The organism is Pseudomonas sp. TE3899 (assembly GCF_056279105.1).
Genome location: NZ_JBWBQR010000001.1, coordinates 4876723 through 4902473 on the forward strand (window position 1 = coordinate 4876723; position 25751 = coordinate 4902473).

29 protein-coding genes are annotated in these 25751 nt (G+C 59.4%); 19 read left to right on the forward strand and 10 right to left on the reverse strand.

All coding sequences use genetic code 11. The annotated features are described in order from the left end of the window. Nucleotides 1-80 precede the first annotated feature (80 nt). Both ACZ89E_RS22115 and ACZ89E_RS22120 read left to right on the forward strand, forming a co-directional pair. Complete coding sequence (locus ACZ89E_RS22115; RefSeq protein WP_054047931.1) at nt 81-296, forward strand: dodecin; 216 nt, start codon at nt 81-83, stop codon at nt 294-296. 122 nt (nt 297-418) lie between these two features. Further along, nucleotides 419-643: a DUF1161 domain-containing protein gene (locus tag ACZ89E_RS22120; RefSeq protein WP_476256453.1), complete on the forward strand. Its 225-nt coding sequence runs from the start codon at nt 419-421 to the stop codon at nt 641-643. A gap of 64 nt (nt 644-707) precedes the next feature. Here the strand turns inward: ACZ89E_RS22120 and ACZ89E_RS22125 are convergent, their stop codons facing one another. After that, nucleotides 708-1709 carry an LLM class flavin-dependent oxidoreductase gene (locus ACZ89E_RS22125; RefSeq protein WP_476256454.1) on the reverse strand — a complete coding sequence of 334 codons (1002 nt, stop codon included), beginning with the start codon at nt 1707-1709 and terminating at the stop codon, nt 708-710. A gap of 240 nt (nt 1710-1949) precedes the next feature. Here ACZ89E_RS22125 and ACZ89E_RS22130 point away from each other — a divergent pair, with 240 nt between their 5' ends. Together ACZ89E_RS22130 and ACZ89E_RS22135 are read left to right on the forward strand one after the other, a co-directional pair. Further along, nucleotides 1950-2381 (forward strand): OsmC family protein, encoded by a 432-nt coding sequence (locus ACZ89E_RS22130; protein ID WP_008152515.1) that lies wholly within the window; start codon nt 1950-1952, stop codon nt 2379-2381. A gap of 174 nt (nt 2382-2555) precedes the next feature. Further along, entirely contained in the window at nt 2556-2795 is a 240-nt protein-coding gene (locus ACZ89E_RS22135; protein ID WP_476256455.1) for a DUF1161 domain-containing protein, read from the forward strand. 5 nt (nt 2796-2800) lie between these two features. On the opposite strand, the gene ACZ89E_RS22140 is transcribed toward ACZ89E_RS22135, so the two are convergent. Together ACZ89E_RS22140 and ACZ89E_RS22145 are read right to left on the reverse strand one after the other, a co-directional pair. Continuing rightward, nucleotides 2801-3220 (reverse strand): PA0061/PA0062 family lipoprotein, encoded by a 420-nt coding sequence (locus tag ACZ89E_RS22140; protein WP_429528218.1) that lies wholly within the window; start codon nt 3218-3220, stop codon nt 2801-2803. A 40-nt stretch (nt 3221-3260) separates the two neighbouring features. Further along, the gene (locus ACZ89E_RS22145) at nt 3261-3683 is read right to left on the reverse strand and encodes a PA0061/PA0062 family lipoprotein (RefSeq protein WP_476256456.1); all 423 of its coding nucleotides are present in this window, start codon (nt 3681-3683) and stop codon (nt 3261-3263) included. A gap of 60 nt (nt 3684-3743) precedes the next feature. On the opposite strand from ACZ89E_RS22145, the gene ACZ89E_RS22150 reads away from it, so the two are divergent. Beyond that, nucleotides 3744-4835: an aminopeptidase gene (locus ACZ89E_RS22150; RefSeq protein ID WP_476256457.1), complete on the forward strand. Its 1092-nt coding sequence runs from the start codon at nt 3744-3746 to the stop codon at nt 4833-4835. 105 nt (nt 4836-4940) lie between these two features. Here ACZ89E_RS22150 and ACZ89E_RS22155 read toward each other — a convergent pair whose 3' ends face one another. The 3 genes from ACZ89E_RS22155 to ACZ89E_RS22165 form a co-directional block, all read right to left on the reverse strand. Beyond that, on the reverse strand, nt 4941-5399 hold the full coding sequence (locus ACZ89E_RS22155) for an REP-associated tyrosine transposase (protein ID WP_476256458.1): 459 nt from the start codon (nt 5397-5399) through the stop codon (nt 4941-4943). A gap of 185 nt (nt 5400-5584) precedes the next feature. Continuing rightward, a complete protein-coding gene (locus tag ACZ89E_RS22160; RefSeq protein ID WP_476256459.1) occupies nt 5585-6235 on the reverse strand; it encodes an HAD family hydrolase in 651 nt (216 codons plus the stop codon). 28 nt (nt 6236-6263) lie between these two features. Then, a complete protein-coding gene (locus ACZ89E_RS22165) occupies nt 6264-6809 on the reverse strand; it encodes a gamma carbonic anhydrase family protein (RefSeq protein WP_149661897.1) in 546 nt (181 codons plus the stop codon). Nucleotides 6810-6871: 62 nt separating this feature from the next. Between ACZ89E_RS22165 and prlC the strand changes: the two genes are divergently transcribed. Beyond that, nucleotides 6872-8950 (forward strand): oligopeptidase A, encoded by a 2079-nt coding sequence (prlC, locus tag ACZ89E_RS22170; RefSeq protein WP_178129290.1) that lies wholly within the window; start codon nt 6872-6874, stop codon nt 8948-8950. Further along, nucleotides 8947-9234 carry a YheV family putative zinc ribbon protein gene (locus ACZ89E_RS22175; RefSeq protein WP_149661899.1) on the forward strand — a complete coding sequence of 96 codons (288 nt, stop codon included), beginning with the start codon at nt 8947-8949 and terminating at the stop codon, nt 9232-9234. The genes prlC and ACZ89E_RS22175 overlap by 4 nt, the downstream gene beginning before the upstream one ends. A gap of 49 nt (nt 9235-9283) precedes the next feature. On the opposite strand, the gene ACZ89E_RS22180 is transcribed toward ACZ89E_RS22175, so the two are convergent. After that, the gene (locus ACZ89E_RS22180; protein WP_476256460.1) at nt 9284-9931 is read right to left on the reverse strand and encodes a phosphatase domain-containing protein; all 648 of its coding nucleotides are present in this window, start codon (nt 9929-9931) and stop codon (nt 9284-9286) included. Between the two features lie 305 nt (nt 9932-10236). Between ACZ89E_RS22180 and ACZ89E_RS22185 the strand changes: the two genes are divergently transcribed. From ACZ89E_RS22185 to ACZ89E_RS22195, 3 genes are read left to right on the forward strand one after another with little or no spacing between them, the layout of a single operon-like run. Then, nucleotides 10237-10977 (forward strand): gluconate 2-dehydrogenase subunit 3 family protein, encoded by a 741-nt coding sequence (locus ACZ89E_RS22185; RefSeq protein WP_476256461.1) that lies wholly within the window; start codon nt 10237-10239, stop codon nt 10975-10977. Nucleotides 10978-10980: 3 nt separating this feature from the next. Further along, nucleotides 10981-12765: a GMC family oxidoreductase gene (locus ACZ89E_RS22190; RefSeq protein WP_476256462.1), complete on the forward strand. Its 1785-nt coding sequence runs from the start codon at nt 10981-10983 to the stop codon at nt 12763-12765. A gap of 12 nt (nt 12766-12777) precedes the next feature. Continuing rightward, on the forward strand, nt 12778-14082 hold the full coding sequence (locus ACZ89E_RS22195; protein WP_476256463.1) for a c-type cytochrome: 1305 nt from the start codon (nt 12778-12780) through the stop codon (nt 14080-14082). A 60-nt stretch (nt 14083-14142) separates the two neighbouring features. Here ACZ89E_RS22195 and ACZ89E_RS22200 read toward each other — a convergent pair whose 3' ends face one another. Then, nucleotides 14143-14448: a hypothetical protein gene (locus tag ACZ89E_RS22200; RefSeq protein WP_149661904.1), complete on the reverse strand. Its 306-nt coding sequence runs from the start codon at nt 14446-14448 to the stop codon at nt 14143-14145. Between the two features lie 393 nt (nt 14449-14841). On the opposite strand from ACZ89E_RS22200, the gene ACZ89E_RS22205 reads away from it, so the two are divergent. The 3 genes from ACZ89E_RS22205 (at nt 14842) to ACZ89E_RS22215 (ending at nt 18494) form a co-directional block, all read left to right on the forward strand. After that, entirely contained in the window at nt 14842-15900 is a 1059-nt protein-coding gene (locus ACZ89E_RS22205) for a PA0069 family radical SAM protein (RefSeq protein WP_476256464.1), read from the forward strand. Between the two features lie 244 nt (nt 15901-16144). After that, on the forward strand, nt 16145-16876 hold the full coding sequence (locus ACZ89E_RS22210; RefSeq protein WP_149661906.1) for a carbonic anhydrase: 732 nt from the start codon (nt 16145-16147) through the stop codon (nt 16874-16876). 91 nt (nt 16877-16967) lie between these two features. Then, a complete protein-coding gene (locus tag ACZ89E_RS22215; RefSeq protein ID WP_149661907.1) occupies nt 16968-18494 on the forward strand; it encodes a SulP family inorganic anion transporter in 1527 nt (508 codons plus the stop codon). A 97-nt stretch (nt 18495-18591) separates the two neighbouring features. On the opposite strand, the gene ACZ89E_RS22220 is transcribed toward ACZ89E_RS22215, so the two are convergent. Further along, nucleotides 18592-19242, reverse strand: coding sequence for a hypothetical protein (locus tag ACZ89E_RS22220; RefSeq protein WP_149661908.1), 651 nt, complete (start codon nt 19240-19242; stop codon nt 18592-18594). Nucleotides 19243-19614: 372 nt separating this feature from the next. Here ACZ89E_RS22220 and coxB point away from each other — a divergent pair, with 372 nt between their 5' ends. The 4 genes from coxB to ACZ89E_RS22240 all read left to right on the forward strand — a co-directional run bounded on the left by coxB (nt 19615) and on the right by ACZ89E_RS22240 (nt 24101). Beyond that, nucleotides 19615-20742 (forward strand): cytochrome c oxidase subunit II, encoded by a 1128-nt coding sequence (coxB, locus tag ACZ89E_RS22225; RefSeq protein WP_123408477.1) that lies wholly within the window; start codon nt 19615-19617, stop codon nt 20740-20742. An 82-nt stretch (nt 20743-20824) separates the two neighbouring features. Next, nucleotides 20825-22414, forward strand: a complete 1590-nt coding sequence (gene ctaD, locus ACZ89E_RS22230) for a cytochrome c oxidase subunit I (RefSeq protein WP_123408478.1) — start codon at nt 20825-20827, stop codon at nt 22412-22414. A 222-nt stretch (nt 22415-22636) separates the two neighbouring features. After that, entirely contained in the window at nt 22637-23188 is a 552-nt protein-coding gene (locus tag ACZ89E_RS22235; protein WP_149661909.1) for a cytochrome c oxidase assembly protein, read from the forward strand. Between the two features lie 25 nt (nt 23189-23213). Continuing rightward, nucleotides 23214-24101 (forward strand): cytochrome c oxidase subunit 3, encoded by an 888-nt coding sequence (locus tag ACZ89E_RS22240; protein WP_149661910.1) that lies wholly within the window; start codon nt 23214-23216, stop codon nt 24099-24101. Between the two features lie 65 nt (nt 24102-24166). Here the strand turns inward: ACZ89E_RS22240 and ACZ89E_RS22245 are convergent, their stop codons facing one another. Further along, nucleotides 24167-24370, reverse strand: a complete 204-nt coding sequence (locus ACZ89E_RS22245; protein WP_054047979.1) for a twin transmembrane helix small protein — start codon at nt 24368-24370, stop codon at nt 24167-24169. A gap of 71 nt (nt 24371-24441) precedes the next feature. On the opposite strand from ACZ89E_RS22245, the gene ACZ89E_RS22250 reads away from it, so the two are divergent. Together ACZ89E_RS22250 and ACZ89E_RS22255 are read left to right on the forward strand one after the other, a co-directional pair. Further along, nucleotides 24442-25182, forward strand: coding sequence for an SURF1 family protein (locus ACZ89E_RS22250; RefSeq protein ID WP_476256465.1), 741 nt, complete (start codon nt 24442-24444; stop codon nt 25180-25182). After that, a complete protein-coding gene (locus tag ACZ89E_RS22255) occupies nt 25148-25741 on the forward strand; it encodes a hypothetical protein (protein WP_149661912.1) in 594 nt (197 codons plus the stop codon). The genes ACZ89E_RS22250 and ACZ89E_RS22255 overlap by 35 nt, the downstream gene beginning before the upstream one ends. Nucleotides 25742-25751: the final 10 nt, after the last annotated feature.

Consider the following 25751-nt stretch of genomic DNA (forward strand, 5'->3'; position numbering starts at 1 on the left):
AACTTTGCTGTGGGAATGACCGACAGAAGTAATACGAAAAATCACTGCTAGGCTGTATTTCATACCCCAAGGAGAACGCCATGACTGACCATCACACCTACAAGAAAGTCGAGCTGGTCGGCTCGTCCCCTACCAGCATCGAAGATGCGATCAACAACGCGCTGGCCGAAGCCAGCAAAAGCCTCAAGCATCTGGAATGGTTCGAAGTGACCGAAACCCGCGGGCACATCAAGGACGGCAAGGCTGCGCACTTCCAGGTGACGTTGAAAGTCGGGTTCCGGATTGCCAGCAGCTGAGTTTGAGCTAGTCTTCTGAACTTGCGCGCTGGCCGAGTGCCATAGGGAATGGCAAAGCGCTACATGTGTGCACCTGGCTGAATGCCGGGGGCCCCTATTGATCCGACCAGGGAATGCAACCGATGAAGAAGTTTATTTTGGCAGTAGGTTTGTTGAGCCTTGCAGGAACAGCCTTTGCTGACGGCAAGTCGTGCGAAGAGCTCAAAGCCGAAATCGCAGCGAAAATCGATGCCAAAGGCGCGTCGAATTACACACTGGAAATCGTCGATAAAGGCGCCGCTGCCGACGGCAAAGTCGTTGGTAAGTGCGAAAAAGGCTCCAAGGAAATCGTCTACAAGCGTGGCTGATTTCCTTCAAGAATGAAAAAGCCGACGTATCAGCGTCGGCTTTTTTATGCCCGCAGTTTGAGCGTCAGCCCTTCATCGCCTGCGCCAGCAACTCGTAGGAATGCACGCGATCGGCATGTTCATACAGGTCGCTGGTGAAAATCAGCTCGTCAGCCTGGGTCTGCTCAATCAGCACCTCCAGTTTGGCGCGGATTTTCTGTGGGCTGCCGACCATGGCCAGGCCGAGGAAATCGCCGACCGCTTCTTTCTCATGGGGCAGCCACAGGCCGTCCATGGTTTTCACCGGCGGACGCTGCACCAGGCTCTGGCCACGCATCAGCGCAAGAATCCGCTGGTAGACCGACGTTGCCAGGTAATCGGCCTGTTCGTCGGTGTCGGCCGCCACCAGTGGCACGCCGAGCATCACGTAGGGCTTGTCCAACACCGCCGAAGGCTTGAAATGATTGCGATAGACGCGAATCGCCTCGTGCATGAAACGCGGTGCGAAATGCGAGGCGAAGGCGTAGGGCAAACCGCGCTCACCGGCCAGTTGCGCGCTGAACAGGCTCGAACCCAACAACCAGACGGGGACGTTGGTGCCGGTCCCCGGCATCGCGATGATCCGCTGATCCGGCGTGCGTGGGCCGAGGTAGCGCATCAGTTCTGCCACGTCTTCCGGGAATTCGTCGGCGCTGCCGGAGCGCTCACGACGCAACGCGCGGGCGGTCATCTGATCGGAACCCGGTGCGCGGCCCAGGCCCAGGTCGATACGGCCGGGGTACAGGCTTTCCAGGGTGCCGAACTGTTCGGCAATCACCAAAGGCGCGTGGTTGGGCAGCATCACGCCGCCGGAACCGACACGAATGGTCGAGGTGCCGCCCGCCAGATAGCCGAGCAGCACCGAGGTCGCGGAACTGGCGATGCCATCCATGTTGTGGTGTTCGGCGACCCAGAAGCGGGTGTAGCCAAATTTTTCAACATGCTGCGCCAGGTCCAGGGAATTGCGCAGCGACTGGGCCGCGCTGCCGTTCTCGCGCACGGGCACCAGGTCGAGGGTGGAGTATTTGATATCGGACAATCGTTTCATAAACCTGCTTCTCCAATGGGGGCGCAGGTTTTTTCACGAACGAAAACCTGCCGAGTCTAAAGGCGTTCCCTATGCAATGAGGGCATATACCCGAGTTTCAATAGCAGACCTGAATTTGCCTGCCAGATAAGCGGTTTGATCCGACAAGATGAACTTTGCCAAGTCTTCTATCCTCAGAACCCTTAGCAACCGAAAACCACGAAGGCGCGACATTCCGCGCCGGATCTTGAGGAGGCAGACATGGCTATCACGAAGAAAGCATCGGCTCATTGGGAAGGTGATCTGAAAACCGGCATCGGCTCGATTTCCACGGAAACCGGTGTCCTCAGAGAAGCGCCCTACGGCTTCAAGGCCCGTTTCGAAGGCGGCAAGGGCACCAATCCCGAAGAGCTGATCGGCGCGGCCCATGCGGGCTGTTTCTCCATGGCGTTTTCGATGATCCTCGGCGATGCCGGCCTCAAGGCTGACAGCATCGATACCAATGCCGAGGTCACGCTGGATCAGGTAGACGGTGGTTTTGCGATCACCGCAGTGAAACTGATCCTTAAGGCGAAAATCCCCGGGGCGACCCAGGCGCAGTTTGAAGAGCTGAGCAACAAGGCCAAAGAAGGCTGTCCGGTGTCCAAGGTGCTGAATGCGAAGATCAGCCTGGATGCCACGCTAGTCAGCTAAAACGGCGTCGAGACGAAAAGATCGCAGCCTTCGGCAGCTCCAGATGACTTGGGGCTGGTGAACGCTGCGATCTTTTTTGTCTCAGAACAAAACCCGGCAGGCACAATGGTGTTCGAATAAATGACAGCAGTCTGAAGCGCAGCACCCTGCGCGCTGCTTCAAGGAGCTTCAACCATGAAACGTTTTGCCTTGGCGATTATCTGTTGCGCGCTGGCCACTTCGGCCCTGGCGAAACCGAAATCCTGTGAAGACCTCAAGAAAGAGATTGAAGTGAAGATTCAGGCCAAAGCTGTGCCCTCCTACACATTGGAGATTGTCACGAAAGAAGAAGCCGACAAGCACGACGCCGCCATGGTCGTTGGCACCTGTGAGAACGGCACCAAAGCCATCATCTACCAAAAGAACGATCGCTGATTGGCCTAGGGCACGCAGTTGATCTGCCGCTCCGTGGCCACAATCTGGCCCTTGGCGTTCACCAGTCGGGCGCTCGGGGTAAAGGACAGGGAGCGCCCCTCCAGGCGATAGCGCTGGCCGGCTTCAAAGTGATCATACGGCACGGTCATATAACACAGCCGCTCCTGCGGATCGCTCAGCATGCCCAGCCCTCCGGCGAACGTTTCAAAATCGAAACGCACCGTCAGTTCGTGGCTGCCAGGCGTTACCTGGAAGAATCGCCCATCAGTCAGGCGCTGATTATCCAAACGCTCCGCCATCAGTAATTTGCCGCCCGGCGTCGGGGTCGCGAGGTCAATCCACGCCATCTGCGGATTGACGCTGGGCAACGGGCTCACGCAACCGGCGATAACGCCCGCACTGAGCAATAGCAAGAACCTGCGCATGATGAATGTCCCGAGGATTGGGCATTCAGCATAACGCCGATCACGTGCGTTGGCAGCCTGCCGGTGTGCCCTGCCCGATCACGTTGCGCTGCTGGTCGTAGAGCTTGGCCCACGGCCGGAAGCCGATATTCCCCGCTTGCAGTTGATAACGCTCACCGGCATTGAAATCCTTGAATTTCACATTCAACTGGCAATCGCGCCACAGCGGCTCGGCGTCGGTGCCGATGTTGGTGGGCTGCACCGCGAATTGGTAGCGAACCTTCAATTCATGGCTGCCGGGCTGCACTTCGAAGTAGCGTTTGTCGGTGGCGGCCTTGTCATCGACCTTCAGCGCTTGCAGAGCGGCATCTTCCTGTTTTGAGTTCAGGTCGATCCACGCCTGGTTCGGGTCCGGGTCGGGCATTCCGAATCCGGCACAGCCGGCCAGCATCAGCAGGCCCCCTGTCAGCATCAACTTGCGCATAGCGGAGCTCCAGTGTGGCGGGATAGTCTTGTGGGCAGACTTTCCAGGGATGTTCTTATTTTGATCAGGCCGCTTCCAAGCCTTGGGTTACTTGATCGCGTTTTGCGCGTTTTGTTTCCGGGTGTGTTGTTTTTGTTGCTCAACGGTTGCACCAGCGTCAGCTACTACGGCCAATTGGCCGAGGGTCAGCTGCAATTGCTGCGAGTCCGGGAGCCGGTTTCCCAAGTGATTGCCGATCCCCAACGCGATCCAAAACTGCGTGCGCATCTGGCCCAGTCGCAAAAGGCCCGGGTATTCGCCAGCGAGCATCTGCACCTGCCGGATAACCAAAGTTACCGTCTGTACGCCGACATTGGCCGGCCGTATGTCGTCTGGAATGTCTTCGCCACGCCGGAATTTTCCCTCAAGGCGCAAAACCATTGCTTTCCCATCGCCGGGTGCGTCGCCTATCGCGGCTACTACAGCCAGAGCGCGGCCAGGGGCGAAGCGGCATTGCAGCGACTGAAGGGCATGGACGTGTCAATTGGCGGGGTCGAGGCCTACTCGACGCTGGGTTGGTTCAACGATCCGATCATCAGCTCGATGATGAACTGGGGCGACGAGCGGCTGGCCACGCTGATCTTTCATGAGCTGGCCCATCAACGTTTTTATGTGAAGGACGACACTGAGTTCAACGAATCCTTTGCCACGTTTGTCGAGCAGGAAGGCACTCGCCAATGGCGTGCCAGTCGCGGGCTCGCCCCGGACAATGGCGCACTGATGCAACAGCGTGATCAGCTCACTCAACTGATTCTGGACACCCGCGCACGCCTGGAACGCCTCTACGCACAACCCTTGGCTGCCGAGCAGATGCGCCAACGCAAAGCCGCGGAGTTCGAACGGTTACGCCGTGATTATCGGACGATGCGTGATACCCGATGGGCTGGCGATAAACGCTATGACGCGTGGATCAATGCGCCAATGAACAACGCCAAGCTGCTGCCATTTGGTTTGTATGACCAGTGGGTGCCGGCGTTTGCGGCGTTGTTCAAGCAGGTTGATGGGGATTGGGTGAGGTTTTATGCCGAGGTGGAGCGGTTGGGTGGGTTGCCGGTGCTTGAGCGTAAGGCGGCGTTGAAATCGTTGGCGGGGTCAGGAATTGGCGGTGGCTAATCCGGCCTTTTCGCGGGCAAGCCTCGCTCCTACGGGTTTTGCGTTGATTTCGAAATCGACGTGAACCTGTAGGAGCGAGGCTTGCCCGCGAAGGCGTCTTTGAAATCACAACCAAATCGCATCCCACAGCGGATAATCCCCAACCTTCGAAACCAATCCCGCACGTATCGGATTGCGCACGATGTATCGAGCAACAGCCTGCAAATCCTCTTCCTTTCGGATTGCGCGATCGTGATACCCGTGTTGCCAAACGGGACCTTGGCGCCCTATCGCACGATTCAGCGTCACTGCAATGCGTGATTTGGTCCGAGCCATCAACGTGGGCAGTTGAGTGTTTTGTAACTCGATCAGCCAATGGAAATGGTCCGGCATGACGACCCAGGCCAGTGAGTCCGCGAAGCCTTCTCGCTCAGCCGTTCTAAAGGCGTCGACCACCGAACGCCCACACTTGAAGTCGTGGAACAGCGGTTCTCGATTGAGCACTACGGCCGTCAGTAGATAAATCTGCCCAGTTTCCGAATAGCGTCCGTTGCGCAATCGATGGGCATGTTTGAGCTCTGGCAATGATGATCCTCCTTGATCGTGGCCTTGGTTTTTAGCCTAGGACGATCAGAAGGGATCGGAGTGAGGACAGTTGGTCAGGATGTGTCTGCTGGGACGCCTTCGCGGGCAAGCCTCGCTCCTACAGGTGATACACCAATGTAATGAACTTCCTGTAGGAGCGAGGCTTGCCCGCGAAGGCGTATTGATTAACGCCGCAAAAACGCCCGATGCATCTCTTCCAGCGTTTCAAAGTGATACGCCGGTGCTTCGGCGCTCAGTTCTTCCCGGCTGCCAAAACCGTAACCCACTGCCGCTGCGTCCAGGCCATTGCTGCAGGCGCCGATCAAGTCGTGTTTGCGATCGCCGATCATCAGGGTGTTGGCCGGGTCGAGGCCTTCTTCGGCGATCAAATGGGCAATCAGTTCGACTTTGTTGGTGCGGGTGCCATCCAGTTCGCTGCCGTAAATCACTTTGAAGTGCTTGGCGAAGTCGAAGTGCCGGGCGATTTCCCGGGCAAACACCCAGGGTTTGGAGGTGGCAATGTAGAGCTGCCGCCCTTGCCCGCTCAGGGTTTCCAGTAGCGGTGTAACGCCGTCGAATACGCGGTTTTCATACAGGCCGGTGACTTTGAAACGCTCGCGATAAAAGTTCACCGCTTCCCAGGCCTTGGGCACGTCGAACTCATAGAACTGCATGAACGCCTGCAACAGCGGCGGGCCGATGAAGTGTTCGAGCTTGGTCAGGTCGGGCTCGTCGATGCCCAGTTTGGCCAGGGCGAACTGGATCGAACGGGTAATACCCTCGCGCGGGTCGGTGAGGGTGCCATCGAGGTCGAACAGAACAGTTTGGTAATGCATGAAAAATCCTGGTCAATAGTGGGACGGTTCAGAGCTGGTCGTAGCCTTCAGCCAGATGCAGGTCCTTGAGCTTCACGTAGTTCGCCGCGCTGTAGGTGAAAAAGGCCTGTTCCTTGTCAGTCAATGGCCGGATCTGTTTCACCGGGCTGCCGACATACAGGAAACCGCTTTCCAGGCGCTTGCCCGGCGGCACCAGGCTGCCGGCGCCGATGATCACATCGTCCTCGACCACCGCGCCATCCATGACAATGCTGCCCATGCCGATCAACACCCGATTGCCCACCGAACAGCCGTGCAGCATGACCTTGTGCGCGACGGTCACGTCATCCCCGATCAAACACGGAAAGCCATCCGGGTTGAACGGCCCGGCATGGGTGATGTGCAGCACGCAGCCATCCTGGATGCTGGTGCGTGCACCGATGCGGATGCGGTGCATGTCGCCGCGAATCACCGTCAGCGGCCAGACGGAGCTGTCATCGCCGATTTCGACGTCGCCGATCACCACCGCCGAGCCATCGACAAAAGCGCCTTTGCCCAGTAGTGGCGTGTGGTTCAGATACTTGCGAAGGGTCACGATAGGTTCTCTCTCTGTCGCTGATAGCTGCGGTGAGCGTCGATTGTAATTAAGATGGCCGCATGTTTCTTCCAGCCAAGGTGCCAACCGTGAGCGTGAACAACCCTCTTTTGCAGTCCTACGACCTGCCGCCGTTCTCGGCGATCCGCGCCGAGCACGTGCAACCGGCCATTGAACAGATCCTGGCTGACAACCGCGCCGCCATCATCGAGATCCTCAAAACCCAGGCCACACAACCGACCTGGGCCGGCCTGGTGCTGGCGATGGACGAACTCAATGATCGCCTGGGCGCTGCCTGGAGCCCGGTCAGCCACCTGAACGCCGTGTGCAACAGCGCCGAATTGCGTGAAGCCTACGAATCCTGCCTGCCAGCCCTGAGCGCCTATTCCACCGAGATGGGCCAGAACCGCGAACTGTTCCAAGCCTTCGAAGCCCTGGCCAACAGCCCGGAAGCCGCCGGTTTCGATGTGGCGCAGAAAACCGTCCTGGAACACTCGCTGCGTGACTTCCGCCTGTCGGGTATCGATCTGCCGGAAGCCGAACAGAAGCGTTACGCCGAAGTGCAAAGCAAATTGTCGGAGCTGGGCAGCCGCTTCTCCAACCAGTTGCTCGACGCCACCCAGGCCTGGACCAAACACGTTACCGACGAAGCCGCGCTTGCCGGCCTGACCGATTCGGCCAAGGCGCAAATGGCTGCTGCGGCACAGGCCAAAGGCCTGGAAGGTTTCCTGATCACCCTGGAATTCCCGAGCTACTACGCGGTGATGACCTACGCCCACGACCGCGCCCTGCGCGAAGAAGTCTACGCCGCCTACTGCACCCGTGCGTCGGACCAAGGCCCGAATGCCGGTCAGAACGATAACGGCCCGGTGATGGAAGAAATCCTCGACCTGCGTCAGGAGCTTGCAAGACTCTTGGGTTTCGCCAGCTTCTCGGAGCTGAGTCTGGCGACCAAAATGGCTGAATCCAGCGACCAGGTACTCAGTTTCCTACGTGACCTGGCCAAGCGCAGCAAACCGTTCGCCGCCCAGGACCTGCAACAGCTCAAGGCCTACGCCGCCGAACAAGGCTGCCCGGACCTGCAAAGCTGGGACAGCGGTTTCTACGGTGAAAAACTCCGTGAACAACGCTACAGCGTTGCCCAGGAAGCCCTGCGCGCCTACTTCCCGATCGACAAAGTGCTGGGCGGGCTGTTCGCCATCGTTCAGCGTCTGTACGGCATCGAAATCGCCGAGCAGAAAGGCTTCGACACCTGGCACCCGGATGTTCGCCTGTTCGAGATCAAGGAAAACGGCCAGCACGTCGGCCGCTTCTTCTTCGACCTCTACGCCCGCGCCAACAAGCGCGGCGGGGCCTGGATGGACGGCGCCCGCGACCGTCGTCGCACCGCTGAAGGCGTGCTGCAAAGCCCGGTGGCCAATCTGGTGTGCAACTTCACCCCGGCCGACAGCGGCAAGCCTGCGCTGCTGACCCACGATGAAGTCACCACCCTGTTCCACGAATTCGGCCATGGCCTGCATCACCTGCTGACCCGCGTCGAGCATGCTGGCGTGTCCGGCATCAACGGCGTGGCGTGGGATGCGGTCGAGCTGCCAAGCCAGTTCATGGAGAACTGGTGCTGGGAGCCGGAAGGCCTGGCGCTGATTTCCGGTCACTACGAAACCGGCGAACCGCTGCCCCAGGACCTGCTGGGCAAAATGCTCGCAGCGAAGAACTTCCAGTCCGGCCTGATGATGGTCCGCCAACTGGAGTTCTCGCTGTTCGACTTCGAACTGCATGCCACCCACGGCGATGGCCGCAGTGTGGCGCAAGTGCTCGAAGGCGTGCGCGACGAAGTCTCGGTGATGCGTCCGCCGGCCTACAACCGCTTCCCGAACAGCTTCGCCCACATCTTCGCCGGCGGTTACGCGGCGGGTTACTACAGCTACAAGTGGGCGGAAGTGCTGTCGGCCGATGCTTTCTCCAAGTTCGAAGAAGACGGCGTACTGAATGCCGAAACCGGCCGCGCCTTCCGCGAAGCGATCCTGGCCCGCGGTGGTTCTCAGGAACCGATGGTGCTGTTCGTCGACTTCCGTGGCCGTGCGCCATCGATTGACGCACTCTTGCGCCACAGCGGCCTGAGTGAGGACGCGGCAGCATGAGCGAGGGGCCTGTGATCACGAAAAAACGCTTTATCGCCGGGGCGGTCTGCCCGGCGTGCAGCGAGCCAGACAAATTGATGATGTGGAACGAAGACGAGGTCCCGCACCGAGAGTGCGTGGCCTGCGGTTATTCCGACACGCTCAATGAACAAGGCCTGTCGGTGCCCAAGGAATTGGGCACGCGGGTCAACGTTTCGGCGCTAAAAGCGCCGGATGCCAAGGTTCAGGCAGTGCAATTCTTCCCGAACCCGAAGCTGAAGAAAAAGCCTGACGAGCCACACTGAGTCGATACCGCCGTCCATGCCGCAAGGGTGTGGACGGTGGGCCGCTTGACTACTTCTCGACGTTGGCCGACTTGAACCAGCTCTTCATCGAGCACATGGCGAACGGGCTGGTGCTGCAATCGCCATTGGCCAGCGCGGTGCGCAGTTTGTCGGCATCGGCCTGCATCATGTAGCGAACGCCCTCCCTGAAGTGGGTGCTGTCGCCAAAACCACCTTCGGTCATTTCTTTCAGCGCGTCTTCCTTGCTCCAGCCCTGCACCACTACCCGATACATCGCGGCCATCAGGCCAGTGCGATCAGAACCGTGTTTGCAATGCATCAGCACCGGGCCTTTGGCCTCAGCGGTCTGAATCGCGCGCAGGGCGGCGAGTACCTGCGCGTCATCCACGTGATTGGTGCGGTAAGGCAGTTGGACCTGATTGATGCCAGGCGTGGTCAGCCAGCGGGAGTCCGATTCAGGCAGGAAGTTGATAACGGTTCCAACCTTGAGCTTTTCCAGCAGCGGCACTATTGCGCTATCGGGCAAGGCGCTGCGGTAAAGGGTCGGGGACATCTGAAAGAGGTTGTACTTCGTCTCCACCGACTGCGCCCATTCCGCAGGCCGAGGTGAAACGGCATCGTCGGCCATGGCCAGCGACAGGTTGAAAAAGGCAACCAGCGACAGGCACATCGCAGGGATAAGACGGGTTTTAGACATGCTGGGACCGTGCAGGAGGAAGCGGATTGATGACAGTCAGCTTCGGCTTTGAGCGGTCAAAGGGCCGTGAGCCGCCTGTCAAAGAATCGTGAATCCATCGCACCGCAGGCGACTTTCGTCGCAAAAGCCCGGTTTATTTAGGCTGAATCGGTTTTTCTTGATACTTAGGCTGCTACCATTTGTTACCAAAGTTTGCAGAAATGCGGGAGGTTTACTCATTAACCATCGTCCCCATTCCTGCCAAAACGAAAAGCCGCTCCACGAAACGGCTAAAAAACCATCAATGCCTGATGAGGTGCACCCCCATGTCTGATCAAGATCGAGACAACCCCCGGCGTGAGTTTTTGCGCAAATCCCTGACCTTGATCCCGGTGGTCACCGTCGCCAGCACCGCGCTGGGCAGTTCTGTCCTGCTCGCCGCACCCGAAGCGGCGCCTGCCAGTCCCGGCAAGACGCCCGTCGGCGCCAGCACCTATGAACCCAGCTACTTCACCGCCGAAGAATGGGCATTCATCAAGGCCGCCGTCGCTCAACTGATCCCGAACGATGCCCAAGGCCCCGGCGCCCTGGAAGCCGGCGTGCCGGAATACATCGATCGCCAGATGAACACCCCGTACGCCGCCGGCGCGTTGTGGTTCATGCAGGGTCCGTTCAATGCCGACGCCCCGGCGGAAATGGGCTGGCAGAGCAAACTCGTACCCAAAGAGATCTATCGCCTGGGCATCGCCGCCACGGACGCTTGGTCGAAAACCTTCAACGGTAAAGTATTTGCTGAGCAAGACAGCGCTACCCGAGACGATTTGCTCAAGCAACTCGAGGCCGGAAAACCCGATTTCGCCAGCGTGCCGTCGAAAATTTTCTTCAACCTGCTGCTGCAAAACACCAAGGAAGGGTTCTTCTGCGACCCGATCCACGGCGGCAACAAAGGCATGGTCGGCTGGACCATGATCGGCTTCCCCGGCGCCCGCGCCGATTTCATGGATTGGGTGGAACGCAACGAGCAATACCCCTTCCCGGCAGTTTCGATTCGCGGCGAGAGGGCATAAGCCATGGCAACGGTAATGAAGAAGGTCGACGCAGTGATCGTCGGTTTTGGCTGGACGGGCGCGATCATGGCCAAGGAGCTGACAGAAGCGGGCCTGAACGTGCTGGCGCTGGAGCGCGGGCCGATGCAGGACACTTACCCCGACGGCAACTATCCCCAGGTGATCGACGAACTCACCTACAGCGTGCGGAAAAAACTCTTCCAGGACATCTCCAAAGAAACCGTGACCATTCGCCATAGCGTGAATGACATCGCCCTGCCGAACCGCCAGCTCGGCGCGTTCCTGCCCGGCAATGGCGTGGGCGGCGCGGGTCTGCACTGGTCCGGCGTGCACTTTCGGGTTGATCCGATTGAGTTGCGGATGCGCAGCCATTACGAAGAACGCTACGGCAAACACTTCATCCCCAAGGACATGACTATCCAGGACTTCGGCGTCAGCTATGAAGAACTGGAACCGTTTTTCGATTACGCCGAAAAAGTGTTCGGCACCTCGGGCCAGGCCTGGACGGTGAACGGTCAGCTGGTCGGTGAAGGCAAGGGCGGCAACCCTTACGCGCCGGATCGCTCGAACCCCTTCCCGCTGGAATCGCAGAAGAACACCGTTTCCGCACAACTGTTTCAGAAAGCCGCCACAGCCGTGGGTTACAAACCCTACAACCTGCCGTCGGCCAACACCTCCGGCCCGTACACCAATCCCTACGGCGCACAGATGGGCCCGTGCAACTTCTGCGGTTTTTGCAGCGGTTACGTCTGCTACATGTATTCCAAGGCATCGCCCAACGTGAACATTCTGCCGGCGCTCAAGCCGCTGCCGAATTTCGAACTGCGCGCCAACTCCCACGTGCTGCGGGTCAATCTCGACAGCACCAAGAGCAAAGCCACCGGCGTGACCTATATCGATGGCCAGGGCCGGGAGATCGAGCAACCCGCCGACCTGGTGATCCTCGGCGCCTTCCAGTTCCACAACGTGCGCTTGATGCTGCTGTCCGGCATCGGCAAGCCGTACGACCCGATCAGTGGCGAAGGCGTGGTCGGCAAGAACTTCGCCTACCAGAACATGGCCACGATCAAGGCGTTCTTTGACAAGGGCACCCACACCAACAACTTCATCGGAGCCGGCGGCAATGGCGTGGCGATCGATGATTTCAACGCTGACAACTTCGATCACGGCCCTCATGGCTTCGTCGGCGGTTCGCCGATGTGGGTCAACCAGGCCGGCAGCCGACCGATCGCCGGGACCTCCAACCCGCCGGGCACACCGGCCTGGGGCAGTGCCTGGAAACGCGCCACCGCCGATTACTACACCCATCAGGTGTCGATGGACGCCCACGGTGCGCATCAGTCCTACCGTGGCAACTACCTCGATCTCGACCCGGTGTACCGCGATTCCTACGGCTTGCCGCTGCTGCGGATGACCTTCGACTGGCAGGAAAACGACATCAAGATGAACCGCTTCATGGTCGAGAAAATGGGCAAGATCGCCGAAGCCATGGGCCCCAAAGCCATCGCGGTGATCGGCAAACAGGTCGGTGATCACTTCAACACTGCGGCCTACCAGACCACTCACCTCAACGGTGGCGCGATCATGGGCACCGACCCGAAAACCAGTGCGCTGAACCGCTACTTGCAGAGCTGGGACGTGCACAACGTATTCGTCCCTGGTGCATCCGCTTTCCCACAAGGCCTGGGCTACAACCCTACAGGTCTGGTGGCGGCGTTGACCTACTGGTCGGCCCGGGCGATCCGCGAGCAGTACCTGAAAAACCCCGGCCCGCTGGTTCAGGCTTAAGGAGCGATCACCATGAAAGCACTCGTTATCGCGACCTTCTTCCTGCTCGGCAGTGGCTCGATCTGCGCCGCAGAAGTTGATCAAAATCTGATCAAACAAGGCGAATACCTGGCCCGGGCCGGCGACTGCGTGGCCTGCCACACCGCCAAGGACGGCAAGCCGTTCGCCGGCGGCTTGCCGATGGAAACACCGATCGGCACGATCTACTCCACCAACATCACCCCGGACAAAACCGGCCTCGGGGACTACAGCTTCGAAGACTTCGACAAAGCGGTGCGCCACGGTGTGGCCAAAAACGGCAGCACCTTGTACCCGGCGATGCCGTATCCGTCCTACGCCAGCGTCAACCAAACCGACATGCAGGCCTTGTATGCCTACTTCATGCACGGCGTGGCGCCAGTGGCCCAAGAGAACAAGACCAGCGACATTCCCTGGCCGTTGAGCATGCGTTGGCCGCTGATGGGCTGGCGCTGGCTGTTCGCCCCGGCCGTGGCGGATTACCAGGCAGCGCCCGGCGCCGATGCGGTCGTCAGCCGTGGGGCGTATCTGGTGGAAGGCCTGGGACATTGCGGCGCCTGCCATACGCCGCGCGCCCTGACCATGCAGGAAAAATCCCTGAATGCGAGCGAAGGCAGCACGTTTCTGTCAGGCAGCGCGCCGCTGGAAGGCTGGATCGCGAAAAGTCTGCGGGGCGACCACAAGGACGGCCTCGGTAGCTGGAGCGAAGAGCAACTGGTGCAATTCCTCAAGACCGGCCGCAGCGACCGCAGTGCAGTATTCGGCGGCATGAGCGATGTGGTGACCCACAGCATGCAATACATGACCGACGCCGACCTGACCGCGATTGCCCGCTACCTCAAGTCCCTGCCAGCCAACGACCCTAACGACCAGCCGCACCAGTACGACAAGCAAGTCGCCCAGGCACTGTGGAAGGGTGATGACAGCAAGCCGGGCGCCTCGGTGTACATCGACAACTGCGCTGCCTGTCACCGGACGGACGGCCATGGCTATACGCGGGTGTTCCCGGCGCTGGCGGGCAACCCGGTGTTGCAGTCGGAAGATGCGACGTCGCTGATTCACATCGTACTCAAGGGCGGTACGTTACCGGCGACTCACACCGCGCCTTCAACCTTCACCATGCCTGGGTTTGCCTGGCGCTTGTCGGATCAGGAAGTGGCGGAAGTCGTAACTTTCATCCGTACGAGTTGGGGAAATAAAGGGTCGATAGTTAAACCCGGCGAGGTGGCGGAGTTGCGCAAAGACGATATGAAAACAACATCCAGCGATGACCTTGGCCAACTTACGCAACATAACTAAATCGTCACGCGCATAAAAACCTGCATGAGTGATCATGCAGGTTGATCAACTAACCGCGTATCAAGGATTGACGATGGCCGCGTATGCCTTGGCCAGAGCCAACAGCTTTGCCTTGTCAGCGCCATCGATATCACCGTCACCGTCTACATCGCTTGGGACAGTGTTGATACTGAAGGACTGGCCGGCATCGCCGGACACCGCAGTAACAGTGATGGAATCCACCAGAGATTCGGTCTGTTCTTCATTGACCGCGTCCCAGCCCATTTCTTTGCGGGCAAGTTGCATCGAGACTTGTACCTCGTTCGGGCTAACAATACTTGGAGCCATTAGCTGCAAAAAGATACCGCGCTGATTAAAAAACGACATGGGTTAATTCCATTTAATTAAGTTAAACACGAGAATCCGTGTGCTGCGGATTTTAATTAGACTATCAGCCGGCAGACAACTGATTATATGTTTCGTGATTTCACCAAATCGGGGCTTATAGCCACCAGTACAACTTGAGCTTACCCGATTTAATCATTAGATCTTCAGCACTTAAAGAAGAGCAAGTTACCGAAGTGTTCAAGGTAGAACCGATCAGCCATAAAGATGAACCGACCTACAGGGTCATTGCAAAATCCTCCAGATCAATGAGGGACCTCAAGCTCTGAAACGCTTGTTAACTTGAAAACGGCGTCGCTCCGGACGCCGAACGGCACTGGTCGCCGATTGCCTCCTGCGATACTGTATGTGCATACAGCATCGCAGGATCATCTAATGCACACGCCATTGCCCCCTCGCGGTCGCGGCACCGCCACCAACCCGCACAACCGCTTCGCGCCGAACCGTTCGGTGGCCGAGGATGACGGCTGGTATCAGGAAGCGCCGGTCACCCAGGGCACCGAAGTGCGTATCGAGACGGCGAAAACCATCATCACCCGCAATAACTCGCCGGACCTGCCCTTCGACCGTTCGATCAATCCCTATCGCGGCTGCGAGCATGGATGCATCTATTGCTACGCGCGACCCAGCCATGCCTATTGGGACATGTCGCCGGGGCTGGATTTCGAAACCAGGCTGATCGCCAAGACCAACGCCGCCGACGTGCTGGAGGAGCAACTGTCCAAACGCGGCTATCAATGTGCGCCAATCAACCTGGGCTCCAACACTGATCCTTATCAGCCGATCGAGCGCGAACACAAGATCACCCGGCAAACCCTGGAAGTGCTGCTGCGTTACCGGCATCCGGTGACCATCATTACCAAGGGTTCGCTGATCCTGCGCGACCTGGATCTGCTGGTTGAGCTCGCCGAACAGCGCCTTGTGGCGGTGATGATCAGCCTCACCACCCTGGACGATGAACTCAAGCGCATCCTCGAACCTCGCGCGGCGGCACCCAAGGCGCGGTTGCGGGCCATTCGGGTGATGCGCGAAGCGGGGATTCCGGTGGGGGTCTTGTGCTCACCGATGATTCCGATGATCAATGACAGCGAGCTTGAAAGCCTGCTCACCGAAGCCCACGCGGCCGGGGCCCAGAGCGCGGCCTATATGATGTTGCGCCTGCCGCTGGAGGTCGCGCCGCTGTTCGAGGAATGGCTGGCCGCCCACTACCCGCAGCGTGCGGCGCATGTGCTGAGCCTGATCCGCCAGAGTCGAGGGGGGGAGCTGTACGACAGCCGTTTCGGTGCGCGGATGCGCGGTGAAGGACCGTTCGCCAACCTGTTGGCCCAACGCTTCGCCAAGTCCATCAAACGCCTGGGGCTCAATCGGCGCGAAGGGTTTAATCTGGACTGCGATGCCTTCTGTCCGCCGGGTCGCCAAATGTCGTTGATTTAAGGACAATTGGCCTAAGGTTGAGTAGGGTAAAAGGCACTGCGCCATTACGCCGGTCACGTTTTTTGTGACCTGGAACACACGTTCTAGAGCGTTTGATTCAGTTTGAGTTAAGTTTCGGCAGTTACCTTGTTCATCGAGTGACTGATGGGTCGAGATCTTCGACCTGGACGTTTTTTAAACAGCCACTGGCTTCATATCGGACAAAACGGGAAACTTCCCCCGACTCCGTCAAAGAGGATGAATCATGAGTGACAAGGATAAACAGCCGCTGGCTGCGTCGGCGCAAGCGCTTCCCGAGGCGGAATCCGCCGATGCAGCGCTGAAGCATATCGTTGACGGCTTTTTGCATTTTCATCACGAAGTCTTTCCGCAGCAGGAAGAACTCTTCAAGAAACTCGCCACGGCCCAGAGCCCACGGGCGATGTTCATCGCCTGCGCCGATTCGCGCATCGTGCCGGAGTTGATTACCCAAAGCTCCCCGGGTGATTTGTTCGTGACCCGTAACGTCGGCAACGTTGTGCCACCTTATGGGCAAATGAACGGCGGCGTTTCCACGGCCATCGAATACGCGGTGCTGGCCTTGGGCGTGCAACACATCATCATTTGCGGCCATTCCGATTGCGGCGCCATGCGCGCGGTGCTCAACCCGCAAAGCCTGGAAAAAATGCCCACCGTCAAAGCCTGGCTGCGGCACGCCGAAGTGGCGAAAACCATGGTCCAGGAAAACTGCAATTGCGCTAACGAAAGCGAAAGCATGCACATCCTCACCGAAGAGAATGTGATCGCCCAGTTGCAGCACCTGCGCACCCATCCATCGGTGGCCTCGCGCATGGCCAACGGTCAGCTGTTTATCCATGGCTGGGTCTACAGCATCGAAACCAGCGAAATCAAAGCCTATGACGCCGATCAGGGCTGTTTCCTGCCCCTGGATGGCAGTCATCCGATTCCGGTGGCGACGCCTAAAGCGCGCTTCTAAAACCTCCTAAATCCCCAGCGTGGTTGAGCCGAGGCTGCCGATTGAGCAGCCAGGCTTTGCCATGCCTGAAGAAAACTTCGGGAGATTCCCTATGCGTGCTGCGCAACTGAAAGCTGTTCTGCCACGGGAGCTGTTGGCTTCGGTGGTTGTGTTCCTGGTGGCCCTGCCCTTGTGCATGGGCATCGCCATCGCCTCGGGGTTGCCGCCGGCCAAAGGCCTGATCACCGGGATCATCGGTGGCCTGGTCGTAGGCTGGATTGCCGGCTCACCGCTGCAAGTCAGCGGCCCGGCGGCGGGTCTGGCGGTGTTGGTGTTCGAGCTGGTGCGCCAGCATGGTGTCGCCATGCTCGGACCGATCCTGCTACTGGCGGGTTTTCTGCAACTGCTGGCCGGGCGCTTCAAATTGGGCTGCTGGTTTCGGGTGACGGCACCGGCGGTGGTCTACGGCATGCTCGCCGGGATTGGCGTGTTGATCGTGCTGTCACAAGTGCATGTGATGCTCGATGCCGTGCCCAAACCGTCCGGGCTGGATAACCTGGCGGCTTTTCCGGCGGCGGTGCTCCAGGCCTTGCCGTCCTTTGGCTGGCAGGCCGGTTTGCTCGGGCTGTCGACGATTGCGGTGATGTGGTTGTGGGAAAAATTCCGCCCTCATTCCCTGCGGTTCGTGCCCGGTGCCTTGCTGGGTGTCGGTCTGGCGACGGTTGCCAGCCTGATGCTCGCCTTGCAGGTCAAACGCGTGGAAGTCCCGGCCAATCTGGCGGAAGCCATCGACTGGCTGAAACCGGCGGACCTGCTCAACCTGGCCGATCCGACGATCCTGATCGCCGCGTTCGCCGTGGCCTTTATCGCCAGCGCCGAAACCCTGCTCTCGGCTGCCGCCGTGGACCGCATGCACAGCGGCGAGCGTTCGGACTTCGACCGGGAATTGTCGGCACAAGGCGTGGGCAACATGCTCTGCGGTTTGCTCGGCGCACTGCCGATGACCGGCGTGATCGTGCGCAGTTCGGCCAACGTCCAAGCCGGTGCAACAACCCGCTACTCGGCCATTTTCCATGGCCTGTGGTTGCTGGCGTTCGTGCTGTTGCTGTCCAGCGTGCTGCAAAGCATTCCGGTGGCGAGCCTGGCGGGTGTGCTGGTCTACACCGGGTTCAAACTGGTGGACCTCAAGGCCTTTCGCGGCCTGGGCCGTTACGGCCGGATGCCGATGTTTACCTATGCGGCGACCGCATTGGCGATCATCTTCACCGACCTGCTGACCGGCGTGCTGATCGGCTTCGGCCTGACCCTGGCCAAACTGGCCTGGAAAGCCTCGCGACTGAAGATCAGCCTGATCGACCTGCCCAAGGACGGCGAAATGGAGCTGCGTTTGATCGGTGCGGCGACCTTTCTCAAGGTGCCGGCGCTGACTCAAGTACTGGGGACCATTCCCGCGGGCGCGACGGTGCATGTGCCGCTCAATAACCTGAGCTACATCGACCATTCGTGTCTGGAGTTACTTGAGGAGTGGGGCCGGGCAAATGCGGCCAAGGGCTCGAAATTGGTGATTGAAGCGCGGGGGTTGAAGCGTCGGTTGGAGGGGCGTTTACGGACCACATCCGGCGTAGGTTCCGCCGGGTAATACGTAACCTGTAGGAGCGAAGCTTGCTCGCGAAGCTTTTGGCGTACTTGAGTACGCCATCGCGGGCAAGCCTTGCTCCTACAGCGGGATGTGTCGTTTAGGCGGCTGGCTGATCCAGCTCCAGGCCCACGCCCAACTGGCGCGACAGGCACGGCCAGCGTTTCCACGCAGCACCGGTGTCCGGGCTGTTGAGTTTCTCGCGGTAGGCCTCCACCGATTCCAGCGCGAAACTGTCTTCGTTAAGCATCTCGTCCACGGCGTGATGCACCGCCTCATCCAGCTGGTTGGCAAATTCCTCGCCGATCAGTTGGTGGGCAATCAGGTTGGCGACAGTCATGTCCAAGGGGATCAGTGGCTGGCCAAAATGCTTGATGTACAGGTCATTGACCTCTTCGACCAACCGATGCGCCAGATAGGCTTCGTCCAGCAGGCTGTCCAGGCCGATATGCCCGGTCATGATCGCCGGCGGCTGGAGGAAGAACTGCTCGGCGATTTTCAGCACCGGTTTGATCTGCGATTCGATGCCCGCTTCCCGTGCGACATCATTGGCTGCGTCCAACAGGTCCGGCACTTGTTCTATATAAGCCGTCACAAAACGGGTCATCACGCCTTTGGCATCGACATCCGGGAGTTGGATGGCAGCGTGCAGGTGAGGCAGTTGGGTTTCCAGTTGACGAGTTAACAGGCCGGTCTCGGCCTCGTGTTGTTGGGCTTTTTGGATCTGCTCGCGCAATGCGGCGGTGTTCATGAAAACTCCAGGAAACAAAGGCTGTGAAATAGGGAAGACATAACTTAGCTGGCGTAGGAAATTTCCTAAGACGCATTTGTCATAATTATTTCATCCTTGATACTTCGAAGTTATATCTATTTTGCCACCACTCGTCTGCATCCTTCTCCATTCGTGCCCTTGAACGCAAGTCCCAGCTGTTTCAGATCATTTACGCCCTCACGTTGCGAGGTAGCGGTCGCTGTCTATACTCGGGTGGGAATGGAGTTAGCTGATGACGCCCGACTGCACACGCAGCAAGGCTCGGCAATTCAAGTTCGTAGTCTGAAAAAGCCGCTCCCTTGCCGTTGGTGAAAGCCGGCGGGATAACAAGAACGATAAGGGGAACCCGCAATGATGCGACATCCACACGTCTGGATGGGCCTCCTGTTGTGGTCAATTTTCAGCCAGGCACAAGCGGCCTGGACTGTGAATATGGCGCCGGGAGCGACTGAAATCAGTCACGCAGTATTCGACCTGCACATGACCATCTTCTGGATCTGTGTAGTGATCGGCATCATCGTCTTCGGCGCCATGTTCTGGTCGATGATGGTCCACCGCCGCTCGACCGGGCAGGTGGCCGCCAAATTTCATGAAAGCACCACCGTCGAAATCCTCTGGACCATCGTGCCCTTCATCATTTTGGTGGCCATGGCGGTTCCCGCGACGGCGACCCTGATCAAGATGTACGACGCCAGTGAGCCGGATATCGATATCCAGATCACCGGCTATCAGTGGAAGTGGCACTACAAATACCTGGGCCAGGACGTCGAGTTCTTCAGCAACCTGGCCACGCCCCAGGACCAGATCCATAACAAGGAGGCCAAAGGCGAGCACTACTTGCTCGAGGTCGACAAGCCGTTGGTGCTGCCGATTGGCGCCAAGGTGCGCTTCCTGGTGACCTCCGCCGACGTTATCCACTCCTGGTGGGTGCCGGCCTTCGCGGTCAAGCGCGATGCGATTCCGGGGTTCGTCAACGAAGCCTGGACCCGCATCGACAAGCCCGGCATCTACCGTGGCCAGTGCGCCGAGTTGTGCGGCAAGGACCATGGCTTCATGCCAATCGTGGTCGAGGTCAAGGAAAAGGCCGATTACGACAAGTGGCTGGCCGAGCGCAAGGCTGAAGCCCTGCAGCTCAAAGAGCTGACCAGCAAGGAATGGACCCTCGACGAGCTCAAGGAACGTGGCGACAAGATCTACCACACCACGTGCGTGGCCTGTCACCAGGCCGAAGGCCAGGGCCTGCCGCCGATGTTCCCGGCGCTCAAAGGCTCGCCGATTGCCACCGGACCGAAAGCCGACCACCTGCACCGCGTCTACTTCGGCAAACCGGGCACCGCCATGGCGGCGTTCGGCAAGCAGCTCTCGGAAGTCGATATCGCGGCGGTCGTGACCTACGAACGTAACGCCTGGGGCAATAACAAAGGCGACATGGTCACTCCTAAAGAAGTGCTGGAGCTGAAACAGGCGGAAAGCAAATGACCCGGTCTATCGCGCACGTCAGGAACCGGTCGGGGCAGTGCGCCCCGGCCTGCCCAGCCCATTCGTTCTCAGGAGAACGGCCATGAGTGCTGTCATCGATGATCATGGTCATGCCACCGACCACGCCCACGGTCCCGCCAAGGGCCTGATGCGTTGGGTGCTGACCACCAACCACAAGGACATCGGCACGCTGTACCTGTGGTTCGCGTTTTCCATGTTCCTGCTCGGTGGCTCGTTCGCGATGGTGATTCGCGCCGAGCTGTTCCAGCCGGGGCTGCAAATCGTCGAACCGGCGTTCTTCAACCAGATGACCACCATGCACGGCCTGGTGATGGTGTTCGGTGCGGTGATGCCGGCGTTTGTCGGCCTCGCCAACTGGATGATCCCGTTGATGATCGGCGCGCCGGACATGGCCCTGCCACGGATGAACAACTTCAGCTTCTGGCTGTTGCCGGCGGCGTTCATCCTGCTGGTGTCGACCCTGTTCACCGCCGGTGGCGGGCCGAACTTCGGCTGGACCTTCTACGCCCCGCTCTCCACGACCTACGCGCCGGAAAGCGTGACCTTCTTTATCTTCGCCATCCACTTGATGGGCATCAGCTCGATCATGGGCGCGATCAACGTGATCGCGACCATCCTCAACCTGCGCGCCCCCGGCATGACGCTGATGAAAATGCCGCTGTTCGTCTGGACCTGGCTGATCACCGCATTCCTGCTGATCGCGGTAATGCCGGTGCTGGCCGGGTGCGTGACGATGATGCTGATGGACATCCACTTCGGCACCAGTTTCTTCAGTGCCGCCGGTGGCGGTGACCCGGTGCTGTTCCAGCATGTGTTCTGGTTCTTCGGGCATCCCGAGGTGTACATCATGATCCTGCCGGCCTTCGGTGCCGTCAGCTCGATCATCCCGACCTTCTCGCGCAAGCCGCTGTTCGGCTACACCTCGATGGTCTACGCCACGGCGAGCATCGCGTTCCTGTCGTTCATCGTCTGGGCCCACCACATGTTCGTGGTCGGCATTCCGCTGGTGGGCGAGCTGTTCTTCATGTACGCAACGCTGCTGATCGCGGTGCCCACGGGCGTGAAGGTGTTCAACTGGGCGAGCACCATGTGGCAAGGCTCGCTGACCTTCGAAACGCCAATGTTGTTCGCGGTGGCGTTCGTGATCCTGTTCTCCATCGGCGGGTTCTCCGGGCTGATGCTGGCCATCGCCCCGGCGGACTTCCAGTACCAGGACACCTACTTCGTGGTCGCGCATTTCCACTACGTGCTGGTGCCGGGGGCGATCTTCGGGATCTTCGCCTCGGCGTACTACTGGCTGCCGAAATGGACCGGCCACATGTACGACGAAACCCTCGGCAAGCTGCACTTCTGGCTGTCGTTCGTGGGCATGAACCTGACGTTCTTCCCGATGCACTTCGTCGGGCTGGCGGGCATGCCGCGGCGGATTCCGGACTACAACCTGCAGTTCGCCGACTTCAACATGGTGTCGTCGATTGGCGCGTTCATGTTCGGCACCACGCAGTTGTTCTTCCTGTTCATCGTGATCAAGACCATCCGCGGTGGCCCGCCAGCACCGGCCAAACCGTGGGAAGGGGCCGAAGGCCTGGAGTGGAGCGTGCCGTCGCCGGCGCCGTATCACACCTTCACTACGCCGCCGGAAGTGAAATGAACATCACCTCTGTAAGCGCTGACCAAGCCCTTGTGGCGAGGGGGCTTGCCCCCGTTGGATCGCGAAGCGGCCCCAAAACCTGTGATCGTGGTGTATCAGGCATACCGCAGGCGCTGGTTTTACGACTGCTGCGCAGCCGAACGGGGGTAAACCCCCTCGCCACAGGTCAGTGTTCATCAAGCAAGCTCGCTGCCACAGGGTTATGCGGTGAGGGTTGGAATCATGGCTGATTCGATTTCGTTGAAGAAGCTGGTCACTCGCCTGCTGATGGTGGTGGTAGCCATGTTTGTGTTCGGCTTTGCCCTGGTGCCGATTTACGACGTGATGTGCAAAGCGTTCGGCATCAACGGCAAAACCGCCGGGCAGTACGAGGGCGAGCAAACGGTCGACACCTCGCGCCAGGTGCGCGTGCAGTTTCTGTCGACCAATAACGCCGACATGGTCTGGGAGTTCTATCCCAAGGGCAACGAGCTGACGGCGCACCCGGGGGCGGTGAACGAAATGATTTTCGTCGCCTACAACCCCACCGACCGCCCGATGAGCGCGCAAGCCGTGCCGAGTATCGCCCCCAGTGAAGCGGCGGCGTACTTCCACAAGACCGAATGTTTCTGCTTTACCCAGCAAGTGCTGCAGCCCGGTGAGCGAATCGAGATGCCAGTACGTTTCATCGTTGACCGTGACATGCCCAAGGATGTGAAGCACCTGACGCTGTCCTACACGCTGTTCGATATCACCGCCCGACATCCACCGGTCGCTGTAAACACTGGCGGTTGAGCGTGCCCGATAAGGAGAACAATAAATGGCAACTCATGAACACTATTTCGTACCGGCCCAGAGCAAATGGCCGATCATCGCCACGGTCGGCATGTTGGTCACGGTATTCGGCCTGGCGACCTGGTTCAACGACCTGAAAGCGGCGCGCCCGGAATCCCACGGCCCGCTGATCTTCTTCGTCGGCGGCCTGCTGCTGGCGTACATGCTGTTCGGCTGGTTCGGCACGGTGATCAAGGAAGGTCGCCAAGGCTTGTATAGCGCACAGATGGATCGCTCGTTCCGCTGGGGCATGAGCTGGTTCATCTTCTCCGAGGTGATGTTCTTCATCGCCTTCTTCGGCGCGCTGTTTTATGTGCGGCACATCTCCGGCCCGGCGCTGGGGGGTGAAGGCCCGAAAGGCATCGCGCATATGCTGTGGCCGAACTTCCAGTTCACCTGGCCGCTGCTGCATACGCCGGACCCAAAACTGTTCCCGCCACCCAAGGAAGTCATCAGCCCGTGGGGCCTGCCGCTGATCAACACGATTTTGCTGGTCAGCTCCAGCGTCACCGTGACCATCGCCCACCACGCCTTGAAAAAGGGCCATCGCGGCGCGCTGAAAATCTGGCTGGCGATCACGGTGTTGCTGGGTTGCGGCTTCCTCGCCTTGCAGGCCGAAGAGTACATGCACGCCTACCACGAACTGGGACTGACTCTCGGTTCGGGCATCTACGGCGCGACGTTCTTCATGCTCACCGGGTTCCACGGCGCCCACGTGACCATCGGCACCATCATCCTGTTCGTGATGCTGATGCGGATCATGCGCGGGCACTTCGATAACGAGCACCAGTTCGGCTTCGAGGCGGCGAGTTGGTACTGGCACTTCGTGGATGTGGTTTGGATCGGTTTGTTCGTTTTCGTGTATGTGCTTTAGAGCGGCAAGTTTTGAGCTTCAAGCTTCAAGCGTTGAACTTGCAGCTTGCAGCTTGCCACTTGCAGCTACCACGGAACATGGGACACCAATTGGCCGCTGAAAAAGCCCCAGGCGATCAAGCCAACGGTGGTAGCGGCCAGGGCTACACGAATACTCAGGGCAATGACCAGGCGGTTCGAGCTGCTGTCGTCCTTGACCAGAAAAAACAGGCCGCTGAACAGGCTGACAACCGTGGCAATCAGCATCAGGACGATGGCTGCTTTGAGCATGGTGAGACTCCGGGGGGACAGGCGATGCAGTTGAGTATAGCTATCGCGATCACCGACTTTCTGGCGACGTCATGAAGCGCTTTCGGCCGGGCGTCGTGCCGACCCTCGTCGTGGCGCTGCTGTTGCCGCTGCTGGTGTCACTGGGGTTCTGGCAGTTGAGCCGGGGCGCGGAGAAAAGCGCGCTGCTGCAAACCTACGCCGAGCGCCGGGCGGCCGAGCCGATGGCCAGTGCCGAGCTGCTGAACACGCAAGATCCAGCCTTTCGCCGGGTGCGTCTGCACGGTGAATTCGATGCCGAGCACAGCCTGCTGTTGGATAACCGGCAGCGCGACGGCAAGGTCGGCGTCGAGCTGCTGCAACCGTTTCACGATCAGGCCACCGGCCTTTGGCTGCTGGTCAATCGCGGCTGGCTGCCATGGCCGGACCGGCGCACGCCGCCGCAATTCAAAACGCCAAATCAAGCATTAAGCCTTGATGCCTGGGTCTACGTATCCCCCGGCGCGACTTTCCAGCTGCACGCTGATCCGAGCACCACAACCTGGCCTCAGGTCATCACCGCCGTCGAGCCCGCCAAACTCTGGACGACGCTGAACCGCGAAGGCTTTGCCTACGAATTACGTGAAGAAACCGGCCCGTCGTCCTACCAGGCCGATTGGCCGGTGGTGGCCATGGGGCCGGAGAAACACATCGCTTATGCCGTGCAGTGGTTCGCCATGGCGATCGCCCTGCTCGGCCTTTTTATCTATCTCGGCTGGCACAACGCAAAGGAGAAACACCATGGGAGCGGCCATGAATCCACCCAACATGTCTGAGGCGAAAACCCCGGCAAGTCGGCGCAAGGGTCGTTTGCAGTTGCTGCTGATCGTGCTGGGGGTGGTGGGTCCGATGATCCTCGCCACCGGTATGTATAAATTGAATTTCTGGGTGCCGGACGGTCGCAGCTATCACGGCGAACTGATCGGCAACGGCCAGACCCGCGCCGACCTTGGCGTGCAGGCCCAGGAAGATCGCTGGCAGATGCTGGTGACCGCGCCCAAGGATTGCGCCGTGGATTGCCAGCAGTTGGTGTACCTGGCGCGACAGATCCAGATCGGCCTCGGCCGCGATGCCTCCCGGGCCAGCCACGCCCTGGCCGCCGCTCAACCGCTGAGCAGCGACTACGAAGCCAAGCTGACCCGCGAATATCCGCAGTTGCAGCGCTACCCCATGGACCTCACGACTTTCAGCAAGACCACCGGCGACAAGACCGCGCCGCAACTGTGGATCATCGACCCTCACGGCAATCTGGTGCTGCGCTATGACCCGACCGTGAAGGGTAAGGACCTGCTGAACGACCTGCGTCACCTGTTGAAACTGTCGAACATCGGATAAGGGCATCGTC